The sequence below is a fragment of the Kosakonia sp. YIM B13588 genome, from assembly GCF_042788165.1.
Taxonomy (GTDB): Bacteria; Pseudomonadota; Gammaproteobacteria; order Enterobacterales; family Enterobacteriaceae; genus Kosakonia; species Kosakonia sacchari.
Genome location: NZ_JBHZPO010000002.1, coordinates 48,748 through 70,202 on the forward strand (window position 1 = coordinate 48,748; position 21,455 = coordinate 70,202).

The 21,455-nt window shown below is 54.8% G+C and carries 18 protein-coding genes; 4 read left to right on the plus strand and 14 right to left on the minus strand.

The annotated features are described in order from the left end of the window. Nucleotides 1-167: 167 nt before the first annotated feature. Nucleotides 168-1,649 (plus strand): ATP-dependent RNA helicase RhlE, encoded by a 1,482-nt coding sequence (gene rhlE, locus ACFX4U_RS05995; protein ID WP_313508790.1) that lies wholly within the window; start codon nucleotides 168-170, stop codon nucleotides 1,647-1,649. On the opposite strand, the gene ACFX4U_RS06000 is transcribed toward rhlE, so the two are convergent. From ACFX4U_RS06000 to licT, 5 genes are all read right to left on the minus strand, one after another. Then, complete coding sequence (locus ACFX4U_RS06000) at nucleotides 1,650-2,603, minus strand: alpha/beta hydrolase (RefSeq protein ID WP_313508788.1); 954 nt, start codon at nucleotides 2,601-2,603, stop codon at nucleotides 1,650-1,652. Between the two features lie 65 nt (nucleotides 2,604-2,668). Further along, the gene (locus ACFX4U_RS06005) at nucleotides 2,669-4,060 is read right to left on the minus strand and encodes a family 1 glycosylhydrolase (RefSeq protein WP_313508785.1); all 1,392 of its coding nucleotides are present in this window, start codon (nucleotides 4,058-4,060) and stop codon (nucleotides 2,669-2,671) included. 9 nt (nucleotides 4,061-4,069) lie between these two features. Continuing rightward, entirely contained in the window at nucleotides 4,070-5,542 is a 1,473-nt protein-coding gene (locus ACFX4U_RS06010) for a 6-phospho-beta-glucosidase (RefSeq protein WP_349350600.1), read from the minus strand. Between the two features lie 11 nt (nucleotides 5,543-5,553). Further along, the gene (locus ACFX4U_RS06015; RefSeq protein WP_313508781.1) at nucleotides 5,554-7,392 is read right to left on the minus strand and encodes a beta-glucoside-specific PTS transporter subunit IIABC; all 1,839 of its coding nucleotides are present in this window, start codon (nucleotides 7,390-7,392) and stop codon (nucleotides 5,554-5,556) included. Between the two features lie 151 nt (nucleotides 7,393-7,543). Next, nucleotides 7,544-8,383, minus strand: coding sequence for a BglG family transcription antiterminator LicT (gene licT / locus ACFX4U_RS06020; protein ID WP_313508778.1), 840 nt, complete (start codon nucleotides 8,381-8,383; stop codon nucleotides 7,544-7,546). Between the two features lie 331 nt (nucleotides 8,384-8,714). Here licT and dinG point away from each other — a divergent pair, with 331 nt between their 5' ends. Further along, nucleotides 8,715-10,868, plus strand: coding sequence for an ATP-dependent DNA helicase DinG (dinG, locus tag ACFX4U_RS06025; RefSeq protein ID WP_313508775.1), 2,154 nt, complete (start codon nucleotides 8,715-8,717; stop codon nucleotides 10,866-10,868). 25 nt (nucleotides 10,869-10,893) lie between these two features. Next, nucleotides 10,894-11,856: a DNA-binding protein YbiB gene (ybiB, locus tag ACFX4U_RS06030; protein WP_313508772.1), complete on the plus strand. Its 963-nt coding sequence runs from the start codon at nucleotides 10,894-10,896 to the stop codon at nucleotides 11,854-11,856. 114 nt (nucleotides 11,857-11,970) lie between these two features. Here the strand turns inward: ybiB and ybiJ are convergent, their stop codons facing one another. The 3 genes from ybiJ to ACFX4U_RS06045 form a co-directional block, all read right to left on the minus strand. Further along, nucleotides 11,971-12,231: a DUF1471 family protein YbiJ gene (ybiJ, locus tag ACFX4U_RS06035; protein WP_305736676.1), complete on the minus strand. Its 261-nt coding sequence runs from the start codon at nucleotides 12,229-12,231 to the stop codon at nucleotides 11,971-11,973. Nucleotides 12,232-12,516: 285 nt separating this feature from the next. Then, nucleotides 12,517-12,783 (minus strand): DksA/TraR family C4-type zinc finger protein, encoded by a 267-nt coding sequence (locus ACFX4U_RS06040; RefSeq protein WP_313508768.1) that lies wholly within the window; start codon nucleotides 12,781-12,783, stop codon nucleotides 12,517-12,519. A gap of 99 nt (nucleotides 12,784-12,882) precedes the next feature. Beyond that, a complete protein-coding gene (locus tag ACFX4U_RS06045) occupies nucleotides 12,883-13,497 on the minus strand; it encodes a flavin reductase family protein (protein WP_313508766.1) in 615 nt (204 codons plus the stop codon). Between the two features lie 97 nt (nucleotides 13,498-13,594). Between ACFX4U_RS06045 and rlmF the strand changes: the two genes are divergently transcribed. Next, the gene (rlmF, locus tag ACFX4U_RS06050) at nucleotides 13,595-14,530 is read left to right on the plus strand and encodes a 23S rRNA (adenine(1618)-N(6))-methyltransferase RlmF (protein WP_313508764.1); all 936 of its coding nucleotides are present in this window, start codon (nucleotides 13,595-13,597) and stop codon (nucleotides 14,528-14,530) included. Here rlmF and ybiO read toward each other — a convergent pair. The 6 genes from ybiO to rhtA form a co-directional block, all read right to left on the minus strand. Beyond that, a complete protein-coding gene (ybiO, locus tag ACFX4U_RS06055) occupies nucleotides 14,520-16,757 on the minus strand; it encodes a mechanosensitive channel protein (RefSeq protein WP_313508762.1) in 2,238 nt (745 codons plus the stop codon). The genes rlmF and ybiO overlap by 11 nt on opposite strands. 115 nt (nucleotides 16,758-16,872) lie before the next feature. Further along, nucleotides 16,873-17,595 carry a glutamine ABC transporter ATP-binding protein GlnQ gene (gene glnQ / locus ACFX4U_RS06060; RefSeq protein WP_305736672.1) on the minus strand — a complete coding sequence of 241 codons (723 nt, stop codon included), beginning with the start codon at nucleotides 17,593-17,595 and terminating at the stop codon, nucleotides 16,873-16,875. Then, entirely contained in the window at nucleotides 17,592-18,251 is a 660-nt protein-coding gene (glnP, locus tag ACFX4U_RS06065) for a glutamine ABC transporter permease GlnP (RefSeq protein WP_017456022.1), read from the minus strand. Before glnP ends, glnQ begins: the two co-directional genes overlap by 4 nt. Before the next feature lie 85 nt (nucleotides 18,252-18,336). After that, the gene (glnH, locus tag ACFX4U_RS06070; protein ID WP_017456023.1) at nucleotides 18,337-19,083 is read right to left on the minus strand and encodes a glutamine ABC transporter substrate-binding protein GlnH; all 747 of its coding nucleotides are present in this window, start codon (nucleotides 19,081-19,083) and stop codon (nucleotides 18,337-18,339) included. 361 nt (nucleotides 19,084-19,444) lie between these two features. Continuing rightward, nucleotides 19,445-19,948, minus strand: a complete 504-nt coding sequence (gene dps / locus ACFX4U_RS06075) for a DNA starvation/stationary phase protection protein Dps (protein ID WP_230352042.1) — start codon at nucleotides 19,946-19,948, stop codon at nucleotides 19,445-19,447. 298 nt (nucleotides 19,949-20,246) lie between these two features. Further along, a complete protein-coding gene (rhtA, locus tag ACFX4U_RS06080) occupies nucleotides 20,247-21,134 on the minus strand; it encodes a threonine/homoserine exporter RhtA (protein ID WP_313508755.1) in 888 nt (295 codons plus the stop codon). Between the last annotated feature and the right edge of the window lie 321 nt (nucleotides 21,135-21,455).

Consider the following 21,455-nt stretch of genomic DNA (forward strand, 5'->3'; position numbering starts at 1 on the left):
GGTGCGTTAATATCGCGCATTCCGCTCCCGGAGGGATATTTTATGCGTGTGATCACAAAAGCTGATACACTCCGCCCCTTCATGACATTGTGGTTTTTGTCATCAGCCAAATTATTATCTCCTCGAAAACTACACCTGTTCACAGGTCGGGGCGGTGTGGAGTTGTTATGTCTTTTGATGCCCTTGGCCTGAACCCGGAAATCCTGCGCGCTGTTGCCGAGCAGGGTTATCTTCAGCCGACCCCTATTCAGCAGCAGGCTATCCCGGCGGTGCTGCAAGGCCGCGATCTGATGGCGAGCGCCCAGACCGGCACCGGTAAAACTGCCGGTTTTACGCTGCCGCTGTTGCAACGCCTGATTCAAAACGAGCCGCACGCCAAAGGCCGTCGCCCGATCCGTGCGCTGATCTTAACGCCCACCCGTGAGCTGGCGGCGCAGGTGGGTGAAAATGTTCAGGAGTACAGCAAATACCTGAATATCCGCTCGATGGTGGTATTCGGCGGCGTGAGCATTAACCCGCAGATGATGAAGCTGCGCGGCGGCGTGGATATCCTGGTGGCGACACCGGGGCGTCTGCTGGATCTGGAACACCAGAACGCACTGAAACTCGATAGCGTGGAAATCCTGGTGCTGGACGAAGCCGACCGCATGCTGGATATGGGCTTTATCCACGATATTCGCCGCGTGCTGGCAAAACTGCCGCCGAAGCGTCAGAACCTGCTGTTCTCCGCGACCTTCTCCGATGAGATCAAACAGCTGGCAGAAAAGCTGCTGCGTAATCCGCTGGAGATCGAAGTAGCGCGGCGCAACACCGCCTCTGAGCAGGTGACGCAGCATGTGCATTTCGTCGATAAAAAACGCAAACGGGAACTGCTGTCGCAGATGATTGGCGAGGGCAACTGGCAGCAGGTGCTGGTCTTCACCCGTACGAAACACGGCGCTAACCACCTGGCGGAGCAGCTTAATAAAGACGGCATCACCAGTGCGGCGATCCACGGCAATAAGAGCCAGGGCGCGCGTACACGTGCGCTGGCAGATTTCAAATCTGGCGACATTCGTGTGCTGGTGGCGACCGACATCGCGGCGCGTGGGCTCGATATCGAAGAGTTGCCGCATGTGGTGAACTACGAACTGCCGAACGTGCCGGAAGATTACGTGCACCGTATTGGCCGTACCGGCCGTGCAGCGGCGACCGGCGAAGCGCTGTCGCTGGTCTGCGTTGACGAACATAAACTGCTGCGCGATATCGAACGCCTGCTGAAAAAAGAGATCCCGCGCATTGCCCTTGACGGTTATGAGCCGGATCCGTCGATCAAAGCCGAGCCGATCCAGAATGGTCGCGGCCAGGGTGGCGGTCGTCAGGGCAGTGGTCGCGGGCAGGGCGGCGGTGGCCGTGGTCAGTCTGCACCGCGCCGCAGTGAAGGTGAAGGACAAGGTCAGAAACCGCGTTCACCGCGCCGCGCCGAAGGTGGCGCTGCGAAGCAAGAGGGTGGACGCCGTGGTGAAGTGAGTGCGAAACCAGCGGGCGGACGCCGTCTTGATGGCGGCGCTGCGAAACCAACCGGTGGACGCCGTCTTGATGGCGGCGCGGCGCCGGCGGGCAACCCGTCTCGCCGTCGTCGCCCGCGTAAGCCTTCTGCCGCCGAGTAATTAGCGGTTAAAACGCGCCAGCCAGTTCTGGCGCGTCTCTCTGGCCCGCTGTGCAATGCTCGCCTGCAGGTCGGAATTAAAACCGTGATACGCCCCCGGCCAGACATTCAGCTCCACCTCGACTCTCGCACGTATTAACCGCTGCGCGTATGCCATATCTTCATCAAGAAACAGATCCAGCGTGCCAACGCCAATCCATGTTGGCGGTAGCCCGGCAAGGTTATCGGCGCGCGCCGGAGCGGCATACGGTGATACGTCAACACTTCCGGGTTCACAGCCAAGCAGCGCATGCCAGCCAAACGCATTGTTTTCCCGCGTCCAGATAAATTCGCCCGTCACCGGGTTTTGCTCCGTCCCGACCACCGTACGATCATCGAGCATCGGGAACATCAGGTTCTGAAACGCCAGTGTCGGTCCACCGCGATCGCGCGCCAGCAGCGCCAGAGCGGCGGCAACCCCCGCGCCTGCGCTGTCGCCCATCAGACCGATATTGTTAGCATCAATGCCTAATTGCGCCGCGTTTTCCACCATCCACACCAGTGCGGCATAGCTGTCATTAAGCGAACCGGGGAAGCGGGTTTCCGGCGATAAGCGGTAATCGACAGAGACCACCACGCAGTCATGGTGCGCGGCTGTCGGGCGGGTGAGCGACAAAGATTGTTCGGGGCTGCCAAACAGATGACCGCCGCCGTGCAGATGCAAAATCCCCATCCGGTTGGCGCGACGTGTCGTTGGGGCGATCACGCGTACACGCACGGCGGGTACACCGCTGGCACCCGCAATATGCTGTTCGTGCATCACCAGCGCCAGCCCATCATCAAGATGCATGGCTTGCAGCGCGGCTTGCTGGCGCTGCTCGCGTAGGGCGGGAAGTGCGTCGGCGTTCAGCGTGGAAGGTGTCCAGGATTGCAGAGCGGGGCGAAGCTCGGGGTCAACCAGATGCCATGTACTCATACGTAAACCTTTATCGTCAACAGGCCAAAATAAGAGAAGCGCCGCAGCGCTTCCCGGTTTTAACCTTACAGCACTTCGCCATTGCTGGCGATAACCTGTTGATACCAGCCAAAACTCTTCTTCTTACTGCGCGTGAGCGTACCGTGGCCGTCGTTGTCTTTATCGACATAGATAAAGCCGTAGCGTTTTTTCATCTCACCCGTCCCGGCGCTGACAATGTCAATTGGCCCCCACCACGTGTAGCCCATAATGTCGCAGCCATCTTCAATCGCTTGCGCCATGGCTTCGATATGGCGACGGCCATAATCGATGCGGGCGTCATCGTTAATTTGCCCGCTGGCGTCCGGTTCGTCCACGCCGCCATAACCGTTTTCAACAATAAACAGCGGCTTACGGTAGCGATCTGCCAGTTCATTACAGACGATGCGAAAACCCTGCGGGTCAATGGGCCAGCCCCATTCGGTTTTCTCCAGATACGGGTTGTCCAGCCCGGCCGTGCCACCGGTATCAATGCGGAACTGACCGCCTGCCTGGTGCAGCACGCTGCGGTAGTAGCTAAAGCCGAGGTAGTCCGAAGGGTAATCTGCCAGCAGTTGCAGATCGCCCCCGGCAATCTCCAGCTTGACGCCCAGTTCGCGGAACAGACGCGGCGCATACGCCGGGTATTGCCCGAACATCATCACATCCGAGAAGAACAGCGAACGGCGGCGCAACTGCATGGTCGAGAAGATGTCTTGCGGGTTGCTGGTTGCCGGGTAGACGGTGCTCAGCGACAACATGCAGCCGATTTTCGCCTCAGGGATAATCTCGTGGCACAACTTGTTGGCCAGCGCGTTAGCGACAAACTGGTGATGATTGGCCTGCCAGATCGCCTGCGCACCGGCATCGGCATCCACTGCGCCGGTGGCGAACGGCATGCGGTTCATGTTGTTCAGTTCGTTGAAGGTCATCCAGTATTTGACCTTGCCTTTGTAGCGGCGAAATACCGTTTCGCAGTAGCGGCTAAAAAAGTCAATCAACTGGCGATTCTTCCAGCCGCCATACTCCTGATACAGCGTCAGCGGCGTTTCGTAGTGCGAGAGCGTGATAACCGGCTCAATGCCATACTTTCGCAGCTCATCGAACAGCGAATCATAAAACGCTAAACCGGCTTCGTTAGGCGTGGTTTCATCGCCGCGCGGGAAAATGCGCGACCAGGCAATCGAGGTGCGAAAACATTTAAAACCCATCTCGGCGAACAGCGCCACGTCCTCTTTGTAGCGGTGATAAAAGTCCACTGCTTCGTGGCTGGCATAGTAAAGGTTGGGGTCAATCACCGCATCGTGTTTGCCGGAGGCGATACCGCCGCGTACCACATCGGCGATGGACGGCCCTTTGCCATCTTCATTCCACGCACCTTCCGCCTGGTTGGCGGCAATCGCGCCGCCCCATAAGAAATCTTTCGGAAAAACAGACATATCTACTCCTTAATCGGCTAAGTCTTCGCCGTTCGAGGCGATCAGTTTTTTATACCAGTGGTAACTTTTCTTCAGCGAACGCGCCTGCGTGCCGTTGCCCATATCGTCCTGGTCGACATAGATAAAGCCGTAGCGTTTGGAGATCTGCGCGGTACCCGCGCTAACTACATCAATTGGCCCCCACCAGGTGTAGCCGAACAGATCCACACCATCGGCGATGGCCTCTTTCATCTGCTCAACGTGCTGGCGCAGATAATCGATGCGGTAATCGTCATCGATGGAACCATCCGGGTTAACAGTGTCCACCGCGCCAAGGCCGTTTTCGGCAATAAACAGCGGCTTCTGGTAGCGGTCATAGAGCTGATTGAGCGCCAGGCGCAGCCCTTTCGGGTCGATTTGCCAGCCCCACTGGCTGGTAGGGAGATGCGGGTTGCGGATGCCGCCGGTTATCATGTTGCCTTCCGCGCCTTCCAGTTTTTCCGGGTGCGCGCTGACGGTGCTCGACATGTAGTAACTAAAGGAGACGAAATCCACCGGGTGCTGGCGCAGGATCTCATCATCGCCGACCACTTTTTGCAGCGTTACGCCTTTTTCGGCCAGCATGCGGTCGGTGTAGGCGGGGTAATAACCGTGCGCCTGCACATCGCTGAAGAACAGCGACACGCGCTGCATCTCTTCGCAGGCTTGCAAATCGTCCGGATGGCAGGTGTGCGGGTAGAGCATCTGGTAGCTGATCATGCAGCCGACCTGCGAGCCGGGAATAATGTTATGGCAGGCTTTGGTCGCAAGGGCACTGGCGACAAACTGATGATGCGCGCCCTGGTATTTATCCTGCTCCAGATGCGGGTTGTCCTCCTCGATCACGCCCACGCTGACATACGGGTGATGTTTCACGCAGTTGATCTCGTTAAAGGTCATCCAGTATTTCACTTTCTTGCGATAGCGGGTGAATACCGTGGTGGCGAAACGCACATAGAAATCCACCAGATGGCGGTTCGGCCAGCCGCCGTAATCAGTCACCAGCGCCAGCGGCATTTCATAGTGCGAGAGGGAAACAATCGGCTCGATACCGTGCGCCAGCAGCGTGTCGAACACCTCATCGTAAAATTTCAGCCCCGCTTCGTTCGGCGTGGTTTCATCGCCGCGCGGGAAGATGCGCGTCCAGGCGATCGACATGCGGAAGCATTTGAAACCCATGCCGGCGAACAGCGCGATATCTTCTTTAAAACGGTGGTAAAAGTCGTTGCCTTTGCGCTTCGGATAATATTTTTGGCTGTGCGGATCCTGCGCTTCCCGTATCTGCGCGTGGGTCATTCCCAGCCACTGATCGAGCCAGCGCTCACGCGGCGTGCTGCTATCAAAGGTGTAAACATCCGAGACGGAAAGCCCTTTGCCGCCTACATTCCACGCGCCTTCCAGTTGGTTGGCGGCGGTTGCGCCACCCCATAAAAACCCTTCCGGAAATGCTTTTGAAAATGCCATGCCTCTGCTCCTTATGCCGCGCTTGCGGTCAGTGTGAGAAATGCGTCCCGGCTGGCGACATCGCCATTCACTTTCACCGGGCTGATATCGCCGTATTGTTCGCTGTTAGTGACCACCACAATCACGCTGGGATCAATGCCTGCGGCCTGCAATGCGGCCAGATCGAAGCTCACCAGCAAATCACCGACCTCCACGTTTTGCCCGGCAGTTATATGGCTGGTGAAGTGTTTGCCGCCGAGTTTCACGGTGTCGATGCCGATATGAATCAGGATCTCTGCCCCGGTATCGCTTTGCAGCGCCAGCGCGTGATGCGTTTCAAACAGGGATTCCACCGTGCCGTTGACCGGAGAACGCAGCTCGCCGCTGGTGGGATAAATGGCGATCCCTTTGCCGAAAATTTCATCGGCAAATACTGGATCGCTCAGGGTATTAAGCGGTTTCAGTTCTCCGCTGACCGGCGCGAAGAGTTTCTCTTCGCTGCGCGCAACCGGCATCGGGCTGACACCTGCCACCACGTTCTCTTCAAAACCAAGCACCACGGTGACAATAGCCGCACAGACAAAAGAGATAGCGATGCTGACCAGTGCCCACATAAACGTCGGGCCAACCAGCGCCGGCAGACCGGGCAAACCGCTTAGCGCGAAGGCATAAGTTTTGACGCCCATCGCCATTGCGAAGCCGCCGCCGCAGGCACCACCAATAAGCGCGGCGGCAAACGGGCGTTTGTAGCGAATGTTGATGCCGTACATTGCCGGTTCGGTAATGCCCATCACGGCGCTGAAACTGGTACTTAACGCCAGTGATTTCAATTTCTTGTCGCGGGCGCGCAGGAACACGCCAAATGCCGCGCCTGCCTGACCGAGGTTGGCGACATAGAAAAGAATTTTGAACGGGTCAAAGCCCATGGTGCTGATGTTGTTGATCATGATGGGCACCAGCACGTAGTGCATACCGGTGATGATGATCATCGACAGCGTGCCGCCGACCACCACGCCTGCCACGATCCCGGCGTTTTCCACCAGCCAGATAATGCCGCTGGAGAGCGCGTTCCCGGCGAAAATCCCCAGCGGGCCGATGGCAATCAAGGTGATGGGCGTGACGATAACCAGGCTTAACAACGGCACGAACATGGTTTTCAGCACGCCGGGCATGATGCGATCTATTAGCTTTTCCACCCGACTAAGCAGCCAGACGGCGAGCAGGATCGGGATCACCGTGGAGGCGTAGTTCACCGTTGGCACCGGCAGGCTCATAAAATGGACCGGCGCGCCAGATTTAAACAGTGTCTGAATCGCCGGGTGGAAGAGGGCGGCAGCCAGCGCAACGGCCACGTAAGGATTCGCGCCAAATTTACCTGCCGCGCTGAAGGCCAGCGCCAGCGGCATGAAGTAGAACACGCCATCGCTGATGGCGAGCAGGATTTGGTATGTCTGATTACTGGTTTCCAGCCAGTGCATCGCCACCATCAGTGCCAGCACACCTTTCAGGATACCGGCCCCGGCAATCGCCGGAATGATCGGCGAAAAGATACTGGATAACCCTTCGAGCACCATCGACACCGGGTTGCGGCGTTTTCCGGATTGCGCTGCGCTGGTGGCGGAGACCCCCGGTAATTTCGCCAGCAAGGCATCGCACAGCGGTGCGACGTCATTACCAATGATGAGTTGATACTGATCGCCGGAAATGTTTACACCAATCACACCTTCCAGCGCTTCCAGCGCGGCACGATCGGCTTTGTCGTTATCTTTCAGTAAGAAACGCAAACGGGTGATGCAGTGAAACAGTGACAGAATATTGCCCTTGCCGCCGATCTTGTTGATTATCTGCCGCGCGGTATCCTGATAGTTCATGGTCATTCCTCCAGACTGACACCTGCGTGGCAGGTGCCATAACAATTACCGGTTACCCACCGGCGCTTTGTTCCTCTGGGGTTTGCCTGATTTAACAGTAACAAGCCTGGAAAGAATTTATACTTCGGGTCGCAGGCGCGACGTTGTTACCTTACGACTCTATCCGCTGCACCACATTTTCGATGTGCACGGTCAGGTAGAGTTTTTCCGAATTGCTCATCGTGTGGTGATAATTTTTGCCAACAAATTCGTTAATCGCGTCAACGCATTTCAGGGTGGTTTGATAACGACGCTGCACCATGGCGAATAACTCTTCGTCGTCATTATTTAACACCACACCATCAATCACCCGTTGGGCGAAAAACTTTAAATGAGTAATGAAACGCTGGTAATTCAGGCTGTGCTCGTCGAGCGGCAGGGTGAAAAAGTATTTAACGATATTCTGTAGCTGATAAATAAGCCGTGTGATTTTTGTGGTTTTACCCATCGTATCGTTCAGCCCGGCATTCACAATATGCAGCGCAATACTACAGGCTTCACTGTCGGGTAATAGTGTGCCGGTACGCGCGACAATCATACCGAGAGCCTGGCGGCCAATAGCGTACTCTTCGGTATAGAAATGGCGCACTTCCCACTCTAACGGATTGGGTAAAACTTCATTTTTTTCCGTGCGTTGTAGCGCAAAGTGCAAGTGATCGGCCAGCGTAACGTACAAACCTTCACTTAATTTATGTGCAAGCGTAGATCGCGCCAGCGCAACAATATCGGCGGTGAGTTGCACTATTTCCACCGGCACTTCACTGACCAGATCTTTAAAACGTGCGGAGACTTGTGAGTCCTGCAAATGGAATATTTTTTCGATGGCTTGCGCATCGACGCGCGCACCGCTTTGGGTATTAAACCCTAAGCCGCGCCCGGTCAGAATAACCTCAAGGCCATGCTCATCAATGGCGCTGACAACGTTATTATTTAATATTTGTTTGACCAGCATCGCCAACTCCTGCAAACAAAAACGGGCAAAACGTAAATACAGCAGCGAGCGGATGTCGCCCTCATTCTCTGCATTTAGGTTTTGCCCGATATTCGGTAACAAGCGTAATGCAGGTAAAAACTAGCATTGCCTGAATAAATGATCAACGCGGCCTGAACGGCAATGGTGAATGGATCTGCCAATTTGTGATCGGCGTTGTGAAAAATATCCTGTATCAGAATGATGACGCACAGGATATGCGGGCGCGCTTCCGGCATGGCAAAAAGGGTTACCCTACGGGCGCTAAAAATGCCACAATAGTGGCTGTTTATACAGTATTTCAGGTTTCCTCATGGCTCTTACCGCCGCGCTAAAAGCGCAGATTGCCGCCTGGTATAAGGCGTTGCAACAACAGATCCCGGACTTTATTCCCCGCGCGCCGCAGCGGCAGATGATTGCTGACGTGGCGAAAACGCTGGCGGGGGATGAAGGGCGTCATCTGGCAATCGAAGCGCCAACCGGCGTGGGGAAAACGCTCTCTTATTTAATTCCGGGCATCGCCATCGCGCGTGAAGAGCAAAAAACGCTGGTAGTCAGCACCGCGAACGTAGCGTTGCAGGATCAGATTTTCAGTAAAGATCTGCCGCTGCTGCGCAAAATTATCCCGGATTTACGCTTTACCGCCGCGTTTGGCCGTGGGCGCTATGTCTGCCCGCGTAACCTGGCGGCGCTGGCAAGCAGCGAGCCGAATCAGCAGGATCTGCTGGCTTTTCTGGACGATGAACTGACGCCGGGTAACCAGGAGGAGCAGAAACGTTGCGCGGCGCTGAAAGCGGATCTCGACAGCTACAAGTGGGATGGCCTGCGCGATCACACTGACAAGGCGATTAACGATGATCTGTGGCGACGGCTCAGCACTGATAAAGCCAGTTGTCTGAACCGTAATTGCCACTACTACCGCGAATGTCCCTTTTTTGTCGCGCGCCGCGAAATCCAGGAAGCGGAAGTGGTGGTCGCCAACCATGCGCTGGTGATGGCGGCAATGGAGAGCGAGGCGGTGCTGCCGGAGCCAAAAAATCTGCTGCTGGTGCTCGATGAAGGCCACCATTTGCCGGACGTGGCGCGTGATGCGCTGGAGATGACGGCGGAAATCACCGCGCCCTGGTATCAGCTTCAGCTCGATCTGTTCACCAAACTGGTGGCGACCTGCCTTGAGCAGTTTCGCCCGAAAACGCTGCCGCCGCTGGCGACACCGGAGCGGCTCAACGCCCATTGCGAGGAGCTTTACGCGCTTATCGCGTCGCTTAACAACATTCTTAACCTTTATCTTCCGGCGGGTCAGGAAGCGGAATATCGCTTCGCGATGGGTGAGCTGCCCAATGAAGTGATGGAGATTTGCCAGCGGCTGGCAAAATTGACGGAGATGCTGCGCGGGCTGGCAGAACTGTTCCTGAATGATTTAAGCGAGAAGACGGGCAGCCACGACATTGTGCGTTTGCACCGGGTTATTTTGCAGATGAACCGCGCGCTGGGCATGTTCGAAAGCCAGAGCAAACTCTGGCGGCTGGCCTCTATGGCACAAGCGTCCGGTGCGCCGGTGACCAAATGGGCGACTCGCGAGGCGCGTGACGGGCAGTTGCATCTGCTGTTCCACTGCGTGGGGATCCGCGTGAGCGATCAGCTGGAAAAGCTGCTCTGGCGCAGCGTTCCGCACATCGTGGTGACCTCGGCGACGCTACGTTCGCTGAACAGTTTTAATCGTCTGCAAGAGATGAGCGGTTTAAAAGAGAAAGCTGGGGATCGTTTCGTCACCCTTGATTCGCCGTTCAACCATGTTGAGCAGGGAAAAATTGTTATTCCGCAGATGCGCTACGAGCCGCTGATGGAAAACGAAGAGCAGCACATTGCGGAAATGGCCACCTGGTTTCGCGAACAGGTTGAGAGTAAAGCGCATCCAGGGATGCTGGTGCTGTTCGCCAGCCAGCGCGCGATGCAGCTGTTTTTAACCTATGTCGCGGACTTGCGTTTATTGCTGCTGGTGCAGGGCGATCAGCCGCGATATCGACTGGTGGAACTGCACCGTAAACGTATCGATAATGGCGAGCGCAGTGTGCTGGTGGGGTTGCAGTCATTCGCCGAAGGGTTGGATCTCAAAGGTGATTACCTGACGCAGGTTCACATCCATAAAATTGCCTTTCCGCCTATCGACAGCCCGGTGGTGATCACCGAAGGCGAGTGGCTGAAAAGCCTGAACCGCTATCCTTTTGAAGTGCAGAGCCTGCCCAGCGCGTCGTTTAACCTTATTCAGCAAGTGGGGCGGCTTATTCGTAGCCACAGTTGCCGTGGCGAAGTGGTGATTTACGATAAACGGCTGCTGACCAAAAACTACGGTAAACGGCTGCTCGACGCGCTACCTGTGTTTCCTATTTCACAACCGGCAATGCCGGACGTTATAGTGAAGAAACCTGTGAAAAAAGCAGAACAGAAGCGTCGCAAACGCCGTTAACGATGTGAGCCCGCAAGGAGTCGCTATGGATTACCGCAAAATCATTAAAGAAATTGGTCGTGGGAAAAACCACGCCCGCGATCTGGATTTCGATACCGCTCGTGGCCTGTACTCGCAGATGCTGAAGGGGGAAGTGCCGGATCTGGAGATGGGCGGCATTTTGATTGCCCTGCGTATCAAAGGGGAAGGGGAAGCGGAAATGCTCGGCTTTTACGAGGCGATGCAGCAGCACACTCTGAAACTGACGCCGCCGGTCGCGAAGCCGATGCCGATTGTGATCCCCAGCTATAACGGCGCGCGCAAGCAGGCGAACCTGACGCCACTGCTGGCCATTTTGCTCAACAAACTCGGTTTTCCGGTTGTGGTCCATGGCGTTACTGAAGATCCGACGCGCGTGGTGACGGAGAGCATTTTCAAACTGCTGGGAATTGATGCCACGCTGCACGCCGGCCAGGCGCAGGCGAAGTTGGAGGGACATCACCCGGTCTATATTCCTGTGAGCGCACTCTGCCCACCGCTGGAAAAACAGCTGGCGATGCGCTGGCGGATGGGCGTGCGCAACAGCGCGCATACGCTGGCGAAGCTGGCAACGCCGTTTGAAAAAGACGCCGCGCTGCGTTTGTCCAGCGTTTCGCATCCGGAGTACATCACGCGGGTGGGGAAATTCTTTGCCGATATTGGCGGACGCGGCTTGCTGATGCATGGCACGGAAGGGGAAGTTTATGCCAACCCGCAACGGTGCCCGCAAATCAACCTGATTGATGCGCAGGGAGAGCGCGTGCTTTATGCGCGTGACGATGCTGCACCAGCGGCAAGTGACGGAGCAGCGAAAGACGCGGAAAGTACTGCGCGCTGGACAGAACGCTGCCTCGCGGGAAGTGAAGCGGTGCCGGAGTCGCTCAAAATTCAGATCGCCTGCTGTCTGGTGGCGACGGGTGAAGTGGCGACGCTGGAAGAGGGTCTGGCGCGGGTTGCGCAAAGTTTCTAACGAAAAAAAGCCCGTCACATTTCTGGACGGGCAAAACAGGGTAACAACAGGGTTAATGAGGGTGGAGCACCCAGGCAGAGGGTTAATTTGCCGGGGGTAAAACGCGTGTTTCGGTTATTTGTAGATAACCGCGGTGCCGCTCAGTTTGTTATTGCCTGTCGCGGACGTGATGCTGTAGCCCGTTGCGCCAGCGGCTTGTGCTTTCTCGGCCAGTTTGGCTTCCAGTCCGTCCAGCGTGGTCGCGCCTTCAGCGGAAACAACACCGATTTTATTCAGATTATCTGCCTGGGCAGCGGTGACTGATTGTGCCGCGAAAGCAGCGAAAGAGAGGGTAGACAGCGCGATAGCAGCAACAGCATATTTGATGGTTTTCATCGTTAATTTCTCGCAGGTTATTCTGTATGGGGGACAATGTTCCGTCGATGTGATGAGTATCACGGTTTTTGGCGGGAGATAAAATCGAAGAGAATTGACGGCCTTGTTCTAAAAAATTGAATAAACCCTAAGTTATTGAATTTAATTATATTTAAGGATGAAAATAATGCAATTTGCCGCCGCTCGGGCTGGCATCCATTTTTGCGGCACATTTTGCTACGTTCAGGGCGGGGTTTTGTGGATGTAAAGGCAACCGCTTGCGCTGGTTACAGGCGTCAGGAAAGGTCAACGTAGCTGGCTGTCTTTCGAACCTCTGCGATTATATCCTGCAAATGTAGAGTTATGTAAATCTTTCTCCTGCTGGCAGGTAATGCATAAGCGTACGCCGGGAATCGCTTTACGCCGGGCTTCCGGGATCGGTTCTCCGCACTCTTCGCAAGCCTTTAAACTTTCGCCGGAAGGTAAACCGCTGCGCGCTCGCGCTACCGCATCGTCAATGGTGCTGTCGATTTGCTGCTGCACTGCGCCATCATTTGCCCAACCTGAAGCCATAATGTGATCTCCTGAGCCAAAACCATAATTATAGCAAACTGCCCGGCGGCGCTGATGTTGGGCCGGGCGAACGGTAAAATTGTTGCCCTGCGAAGGGGGCTAGCGGTTGTCCGGGCGCGTCAAATCGAAACGCTGCGCTTCGCTAATGCCGTAATAGGCTGAAGGGCCGCCTGCGCGTAACACCGGCTGCGCTTTTGCCGTCTGGTAGATGCCGTTTTCCAGCAACGTCTCATCAATATGCACGGCAACCACTTCACCGAGCACCAGCCAGCTATCGACCGGCGTCCCGTCTGCGGCGGTCAGTTGAATACACTGCGAGAGGCGGCATTCGAAGTTGACCGGGCTTTCCGCGACGCGGGGCGTCTTGATGATTCGGCTGGCGACGGGAGTCAGGCCTGTGCGAGCAAACTCATCTTCGCCGTGCGGCAAAGAGGCGGATGTTTCATTCATCGGCACCGCCAGCGCACGCGTTGTCAGATTCCAGACAAACTCTTTGGTTTCGCTAATATTGCGCACACTGTCTTTCCAGCCGCTGCTGGCAAAGCCGATAATCGGCGGGCGATAATTGAAGCAGTTAAAAAAGCTGTAAGGGGCGAGATTCCGTCGACCCTGCCCATCCAGCGAGGCGATCCAGCCGATGGGGCGCGGGCCAATAATGGCATTTAGTGGATCATGGGGTAGACCATGACCTTTTGCAGGTTCATAAAAATACATAGCGCTTTCCGGTCGTTAAAAACAGATTCTTCAGCCTCACTTATTTACCCGACCATCGTCAACGGGTATCTTACGCCGCTGCTAACAGGAGAATGCCATGAATGCCCAAAAGCCGGGTCTGCACCCGCGTAACCGCCATCACAGCCGCTACGATCTCGACGCGCTGTGCGCCGTGAACCCGTCACTGCGCGCGTTTCTTACCACGAACCCGAATGGTGAGACGACCATCAATTTTGCCGAGCCGCAGGCAGTTAAAGCCCTGAACAAAGCGTTGCTGGCGCAATTCTATGGCGTGCGCGAGTGGGATATCCCGGACGGCTTTCTCTGCCCGCCAGTACCGGGGCGTGCGGATTACGTTCACCATCTGGCGGATGTGCTGGCGGAAAGCAACGACGGCAGCGTGCCGACGCAGGCCAGTGTGCTGGATATCGGCACTGGTGCAAACTGCATTTATCCGCTGATTGGTGCGCATGAGTATGGCTGGCGTTTTACCGGCAGCGAAGTTAACGATCAGGCCTTTGCCAGCGCACAGGCGATCATCAACGCCAACCCTGGGTTGAGCCGCGCGGTGCGGTTGCGTCGCCAAAAAGATCCGGCGTCGATTCTCACCGGCATTATTCATAAAAATGAGCAGTACGATGCGGTGCTCTGCAACCCGCCGTTTCACGACTCCGCGCAAAGCGCGCAGGCCGGAAGCGAGCGTAAGCGTCGCAACCTCGGGCAATCAGCCAGCGACGCCGCTAACTTTGGTGGTCAGCAACAGGAGTTGTGGTGCGAGGGCGGCGAAGTGGCTTTTATCAGCAAGATGATTGCTGAAAGCCAACAGTTTGCGCGCCAGGTGTTGTGGTTTACCTCGCTGGTGTCTCGCGGTGATAACCTGCCCGACCTTTATCGCGCGTTGACCCAGGCCGGCGCCGTGAAAGTGATGAAAAAAGAGATGGCGCAGGGCCAGAAGCAGAGCCGTTTTATCGCCTGGACGTTTCTCGATGAGGCCCAGCGTAAACGCTGGGCGCAGTCGCGTTTTAAAGGGTAGGTTCTGTCGGCGGTGGCGGGCTGGCGGGCGGCGCTGGCTGTGTTGCGCTTTCCGCTGCCGGTAACATCTGGTATGTCTGCACCGGCGGGCGCACGCCCGCGCGGTCGAAGTGCTTTTTCACCATCGTGTCGAGGGCGAAACGCACCGTCCACTGTTTCAGCGGCAGGGTAGTGCAGGTGACGCGAAGCGTGAAGGCCGTGTTGGTAAGCCCAACCAGCCCGGCGAACGATGGTTCGCCAATAATCAAGCCGCGGATCTCCTCCTGCTCCATCAGTTCCGCCACAGCATCTTTTAACGCCTGATTCGCTTTATCGGTATCCTCCTGGCGATTCACGTCATAATTCGCCACCACCGAGCCAATGCCGCGCACAAAGTTGGCGAAAGTGGTTATCGAGGACCACGGAATGATGTGGTACGCGCCGGTATCTTGACGTACGCCAACGGAGCGAATCGACATCCGTTCCACGGTGCCGGTTAGCGGGCCGATAGTGACCAAATCCCCGGTGTTCATGCCGTTTTCAAACTGGATGAAAATGCCGGTAATAATATCTTTCACCAGCGTTTGCGAACCAAATGAGATAGCCAGCCCGAGCGCCCCGGCCCCGGCCAGCAATGGTGCGATGTTGACGCCAATTTCCGACAGCACAATCATCACCGTTATGGTACTTATCACTACTGCCAGCGCATTGCGAAACAGCGTCAGCAGTGTGCGGGTGCGCGCGCTTGGCAACGGGCGACCGTGAATATCCGACGCCAGCCGGTTTTCAATAATACTGGCGAGCAGCGTCCAGCCCACGGCGGAGAAGAAGAGGATTAAGGCAATACGGATCAGAATATCGACGGTTTTCTCACCGGCGCCGTAATTCAGCCAGTGCCAGACATCAAACAGCCCCCAGGCGTTCAGCAGCAGCATGATGGTTGCGCAGACCACCAGAATCCGTGCGGCTTTTAACGACGCGGAGAGCCAGCCATTGAGCCGCTTTTGCAGTTCGGGATAGTTGCGCTGTACCGGTGGCGACAGAGTGATGGTTTTATTCAACCAGCGCGACAATACACCAGAAAGAAACGCGGCAATGCTCAGGATCGCCAGGCTATTGACCGTGGCGCCCATCATAAATTTCAGGCTGTTGCCGGGATCGAACAGCGAAAAGAAGAACAACACAATAAAGTAAGCGCTGGCGAGCCAGTGCCAGATCAACGCAAAAGCGCGGATAAACAAGCTAAAAAAGGCCAGCGAGTGATCCGCCAGGACAATCAAGTTGTGCTGAATTTGTCGCTTATTATGAAAAATAAGGTACAGCGCCCATACGGTAATGCAGAGCATGATCATCACATTCGCCAGTGCGCCAAACTGCACGTTGACCTGATTGGAAATAATTGGCACTGCAACCAGCAAACCGTAGCCAATCAGGCTGCTCAGCGCACTCAGGCGCAGATGCCAGTAGCGGGCGGTTTCGTCGGTAATACGAAATGGGCGCAGATCGGCAATACGCGGGCAGAAAACCAGCCGCAAAATTGCTTTAAAAAACTCAATCAGCGCAAAGGCATTCAGAAACAGGCTTTGTTGAAAGGCGATGGTGCTGTTATCTGCGTTAAGGTTGGCGCTAAGTAACTGACCGACAAAGATCGTCAACGCCAGCAGCATCAGGTCAATAATAAACGCGCCGATAATCATTGAAGGCAGTTGCAACCAGTTACTGCGGTCGCGGTTTTTACGCCGTCCCCAGGCGCCCATTTTGCGATACAGCGGCAATACCGCTAAGCGAACAAGAAACCAGAAAGCAAAAACCAGCGCAGCCAATAGCAGAAAATGGCTGGCGGCGTTGCTGAAGGTCTGCGGGTTAAAAGCTTTGTGAGGCGAACCGGTGATATTGCGATACAGCTGAGCAAAACGAGATGCCAGTGCGTCGCCATAATGTTCGCTAACCTCGGTCACGTTTTCCAGTACCGTTTTTTGCTCTTTCACCTCCGGCGGGGTGAGTTCCGGCACGGGCTCCTGTGCTGGCGCGGCGGCAACTTTACGTAGCTGATCAATCAGTTCCTTGCGCGACTCATCGTTTTCCAGCACGTCCGCAAGTGCGGCATAAGCGGCCTTTTTCTGCTCGACGTTAGGCTCACTCGTTTGTGTCGCAGGCGCAGGCGTGGTTGTCGCAGAGGTAATGCCGGGTATCGTCGCCGCCTGTAACGGCGCGCACCACAACCCAATCAATAGCAGGATCCACGGCATGTGCTCCTCCGGTGAGAAAGTCCAGCAAAATGATAAGTATAGATGCCGTAGCGCAGCCGCGATGAATTGAGAAGAATCTGGGGGGGTGCCCCTCCGCAAGGAGGGGCGGGGTAAATCAGGAGACGTGTTGCAGGAATTCCTGCAGGCGCTGACTCGGCGGATTTTCGATCAGCTGCTGAGGGTTGCCATCTTCGGCAATGCGGCCTTTATCGATGAAAATCAGGCGTGATGCCACTTTCTCGGCGAAGCCGATTTCGTGGGTCACGATCACCATAGTCATGCCTTCTTCGGCCAGGTCCTGCATCACTTTCAACACTTCATGGCGCAGTTCCGGGTCGAGTGCAGAGGTTGGCTCATCAAACAGCATCATTTTCGGTTTGACTGCCAGCGCGCGGGCAATCGCCACACGCTGCTGCTGACCACCGGAAAGCTCAGACGGATAGTGATGACCTCGCTCGGCGAGACCAACTTTCGCCAGCAGATCTTTCGCCAGCTTTTCCGCGTCCTCTTTCTTTGCACCACGCACACGCAGCGGGCCAAACATGACGTTTTCCAGCGCGGTCAGGTGCGGGAACAGATAAAACTGCTGGAACACCATACCTGCTTCCTGACGAATCAGGCGCTCGTCCACTTTCGGATCGTTAACTTTCAGACCGTCGACAATCAGATCGCCGCTGGTGATCTCTTCCAGCTTGTTAATGCAGCGCAGCAGCGTCGATTTCCCGGAGCCGGACGGCCCGATAATCACCACCACTTCGCCCTGGGAAATGTTCAGGTCGATATTGTGCAGCACCTGGGTTTGACCGAAGTGCTTGGAAACGTTTTTAAATTCAATCACAGGATTTTCATCCTTTTTTCAAGACGGCGGAGCACGATGTTCAGCGCCTGGGTAATGATCAGATAAATCACCCCGACGGCGGTCCAGATTTCCAGTGCACGGAAGTTACCGGCAATGATTTCCTGGCCCTGACGGGTTAATTCGGCTGCGCCGATAACAATAAACAGCGACGTATCTTTGATGCTGATGATCAGCTGGTTACCCAGCGGCGGCAGCATGCGACGCAGCGCCAGCGGCATGATCACATGGCGGATAGTTTCAACGCGGGAAAGCCCCAGCGCCTGGCCCGCTTCGCTGAACCCTTTATGGATGGACAGCACGGAGCCGCGGGTTATTTCGGCGATATAAGCCCCGGAGTTGATCATGATGGTGATCACCGCGGCGCTGAAAGTGTCGATACGAATATCGGGGAAGGCCATCGGCAAGGCGAAGTAAATGTACATCACCTGAACGACAATTGGCGTACCGCGAATAACTTCGATGAATACCAGTGCGATGTGGTTAGAAATCCAGCCGCCATAGGTACGGGCTAAACCGGCCAGCAGGCCGATAACGATACCGCCAGCCAGACCAAGGATCGAGATCCATAAGGTCATTTTGGCCCCGTCAAGCAAAAGCGGAATGGCGGGCCAGATGGCGCTCCAGTCAAACTGCATGATGTGTTCCTGTATACCGTGGTTTTAACAAAAAGCATCGGAGGCGAAAGCCGCCTCCGAGATGTAACGCTTTATTTTTTAATAATTATTTAGGTTCGGTGCCGAACCATTTTTTGTAGATTTCGTTGTAAGTACCGTTGTCGTGCAGCGTTTTCAGCGCACCGTTCACTTTCTCGCGCAGTTCATCGCTGCCTTTCGGGAAGGCGATACCGTACTGCTGCGCTTCCAGAGAGTCGCCGACAGCTTTGAACTTGCCGTTGCCAGCGGTTTTGATGAAGTAAAGGATGTTCGGCGTGTCGTGCAGTACTGCGTCAGCGCGACCAGTGCCCAGCTCCATATACGCGTTATCGATGTTCGGGAATTGGCGCAGATCTTTGGTTTTGATGTTCGCTTTTGCGTAGTCAACAGAACCGGTGCCGCTCTTCACTGCCAGCACTTTACCATCAAGATCTTTCACACTTTTCACGTCGTTGTTGTTGGCTTTCACCATCACCAGCAGGCCGCTTTTGTAATAGCCGTCAGAGAAATCGATAGCTTTTTTACGCTCTTCAGTAATGGTGATACCTGCCAGCGCCAGATCGATATTTTTGGTTTGCAGCGCAGGGATGATGCCGCTGAAGTCCATCGGCTTCAGTTCGTAATCCAGTTTCAGTTCTTTGGCGATTGCTGCCCACAGATCCACGTCGAAACCAACATATTGGTTACCTTGTTTGAATTCGAAAGGAACGAACGCAGTGTCGGTGGCGACAACCAGTTTTTTGTCGGCAGCCTGAGAAGAAACGGCAAAAGCGAGAGCGAGTGCAGCCAGGGAAAATTTCAATACAGACTTCATAGTTTTTCCTTTTGTATCCGGGGAACGAACCCCTGCGAGAATGAACGCAGTATGAAAAAATCATGCCAGGTTTACAACCTATTGTTTTGTAAAGGCGAACCTTTAGCCGGTTGCACAATAAGTGTAGCAACAATAGCCGCATGCACCATTTTGAGTCACTACTTTGGTGCATTCCGGCGACATGGCCTGTTTTGCTTTTTTTTAGCGCAGTTCGTGGGGTAAAAACAATCACTTATTAACAATTTTGTGATGGGATAATTACGAAGTGGTAACTTTGTGCGTGGGGAGGGGAGAAAAGGCGCACTGTAATAGTGCAAAACCCTGCGCGGGATGCGCAGGGCGTATAGGCAAAACTTATGGATTACTCAATGTTGGACTCAATGAACCACAAGAATTGATCCAGGTCGCGGGAAGCGGCGGTAAAGATATCAGCGGTATCTTCGTCTTTCGCTTCGCCAATCGCTTTACGTACATCGTTGGCGACCACCGCGTAACGATCGGCCAGTTCTTTGAGGTGATCCTGGACGCTATGAATATCCAGCGGATAGCTTTTCAGCGCGGTTTTGCTGTTAATCACCTGCGTGGTGCCGAGTGCGACACCGCCCAGCTGTACGGCGCGTTCTGCCATGGTATCAAGGTGGGTTACCAGTGCGGTACGGAAGCCATCCAGCATTTCATGTACGGCAATGAAGTTAGCACCGCGCATATTCCAGTGGGCCTGTTTAGTGATCAGAGACAGGTCAATAAACTGGATCACCTGGCGATTCAGCAGCTCGATGGTCGCTTTTTTATCGCTATCCGATACATCGTTACGGGTATAAAGCAGATTAGACGCTTTCGTTTTAACCAGTTTAGCGGTACTCATAATCTCATATCCTCTTGATGTTTGTGTCCCAGGAAATTACCGAAACTAAGTATAGCACCAGATTTTTGCTGCCAGTCTTGGCTGTACCTATCAGTTCGATAGCGAATATAAAATATAGGAAAGGATTTCAGGATAACGCAACTAATCAAATGAAATGTAAGATAATTCTAATGACTTATTATTTCTAGAATGCGAATGATTCTATTTAATGCAGGATGCTGGGAAAAGTAAGAAATAATGTCTCGTATGTTGGGAGAATATTTGGCATAAGAAGCATCTCATGCCAAATAATAGTTATTTAGCCGATATCAATTTCTTTGACTGTCGCTTCCCGACGCAGCGTGAGTGTCGAGCCCATCGACGCGATAATAATCGCCGCCAACGCCAGCGCTTGCTGGAATGTGAGCGTTTCACCGAGGAAGATCATGCCGGAAATTGCCGCCATCGCGGGTTCCATACTCATCAAAGTGCCGAATGTGCGAGTCGGTAAGCGCGTCAGGGCGATCATCTCTAGCGAGTAAGGCAGGGCGGTGGATAAAATTGCCACCGCGATCCCCAGCGGCAGAACAGACCAGTGCCACAGCACTTCGCCCGCCTGGAACGCGCCAAGCGGCACAAAAACTACCGCCGCAATTAATGAACCCAACGCTACTGTTGCCGGGCCATGCTCTTCCCCGGCGCGCTGCCCGGAAAGGATATAGATTGCCCAGCACGCGCCAGCACCAAGGGCAAACGCCGCGCCAGTGAGATCAACATGTGAGACATTTTCTCCCAGCGGCAGCAGATACCAGAGGCCAAGTACCGCGAGGATCACCCAGATGAAATCCACCGGGCGGCGTGAGGCGAAAAGCGCCACCGCCAGCGGGCCGGTAAATTCCAGCGCCACCGCAACGCCGAGCGGTATCGTCTGGATCGATAAATAGAACATATAGTTCATGGCGCCGAGCGACAGGCCATAAAACAGCAGTGGCAGGCGTTGTTCACGGGTAAAATGTAAACGCCAGGGCTTGAACACTACGACCAAAATAAGGGTGCCAAGTGCGAGACGCAGCGCGGTGACGCCGGGTGCGCCAACAATCGGAAACAGTGATTTCGCCAGCGACGCGCCTCCCTGAATGGACATCATCGCGACAAGCAATATTAATACCGGCAACCACACCGGCAATTTACGAGACTGCGCAGGCATCCTTTCTCCCGTCAATTTCTGTCAAATAAAGTAAAAGAGGCAGTCTACTTGAATTACCCCCGGCTGGTTGAGCGTTTGTTGAAAAAAAGTAACTGAAAAATCCGTAGAATAGCGCCACTCTGATGGTTAATTAACCTATCCAATTAAGAATTATCTGGATGAATGTGCCATTAAATGCGCAGCATAATGGTGCGTTGTGTGGGAAAACTGCTTTTTTTTGAAAGGGTTGGTCAGTAGCGGAAACTTTCTGTTACATCAAATGGCGCTTTAGACCCCAATTCCCGCAAAGAGTTTCTTAACTAATTTTGATATATTTAAATG

Coding starts and splice junctions, on each gene's coding strand:
- glnH (WP_017456023.1), bottom strand. CDS start 19,083: ATGAAGTCTGTATTGAAATTTTCCCTGGCTGCACTCGCTCTCGCTTTT.
- glnP (WP_017456022.1), bottom strand. CDS start 18,251: ATGCAGTTTGACTGGAGCGCCATCTGGCCCGCCATTCCGCTTTTGCTT.
- rhtA (WP_313508755.1), bottom strand. CDS start 21,134: ATGCCTGCGCAGTCTCGTAAATTGCCGGTGTGGTTGCCGGTATTAATA.
- ACFX4U_RS06000 (WP_313508788.1), bottom strand. CDS start 2,603: ATGAGTACATGGCATCTGGTTGACCCCGAGCTTCGCCCCGCTCTGCAA.
- ACFX4U_RS06010 (WP_349350600.1), bottom strand. CDS start 5,542: ATGGCATTTTCAAAAGCATTTCCGGAAGGGTTTTTATGGGGTGGCGCA.
- dinG (WP_313508775.1), top strand. CDS start 8,715: ATGGCTCTTACCGCCGCGCTAAAAGCGCAGATTGCCGCCTGGTATAAG.
- ybiJ (WP_305736676.1), bottom strand. CDS start 12,231: ATGAAAACCATCAAATATGCTGTTGCTGCTATCGCGCTGTCTACCCTC.
- ACFX4U_RS06040 (WP_313508768.1), bottom strand. CDS start 12,783: ATGGCTTCAGGTTGGGCAAATGATGGCGCAGTGCAGCAGCAAATCGAC.
- licT (WP_313508778.1), bottom strand. CDS start 8,383: ATGCTGGTCAAACAAATATTAAATAATAACGTTGTCAGCGCCATTGAT.
- ybiO (WP_313508762.1), bottom strand. CDS start 16,757: ATGCCGTGGATCCTGCTATTGATTGGGTTGTGGTGCGCGCCGTTACAG.
- ybiB (WP_313508772.1), top strand. CDS start 10,894: ATGGATTACCGCAAAATCATTAAAGAAATTGGTCGTGGGAAAAACCAC.
- rlmF (WP_313508764.1), top strand. CDS start 13,595: ATGAATGCCCAAAAGCCGGGTCTGCACCCGCGTAACCGCCATCACAGC.
- ACFX4U_RS06045 (WP_313508766.1), bottom strand. CDS start 13,497: ATGTATTTTTATGAACCTGCAAAAGGTCATGGTCTACCCCATGATCCA.
- rhlE (WP_313508790.1), top strand. CDS start 168: ATGTCTTTTGATGCCCTTGGCCTGAACCCGGAAATCCTGCGCGCTGTT.
- ACFX4U_RS06005 (WP_313508785.1), bottom strand. CDS start 4,060: ATGTCTGTTTTTCCGAAAGATTTCTTATGGGGCGGCGCGATTGCCGCC.
- ACFX4U_RS06015 (WP_313508781.1), bottom strand. CDS start 7,392: ATGAACTATCAGGATACCGCGCGGCAGATAATCAACAAGATCGGCGGC.
- dps (WP_230352042.1), bottom strand. CDS start 19,948: ATGAGTACCGCTAAACTGGTTAAAACGAAAGCGTCTAATCTGCTTTAT.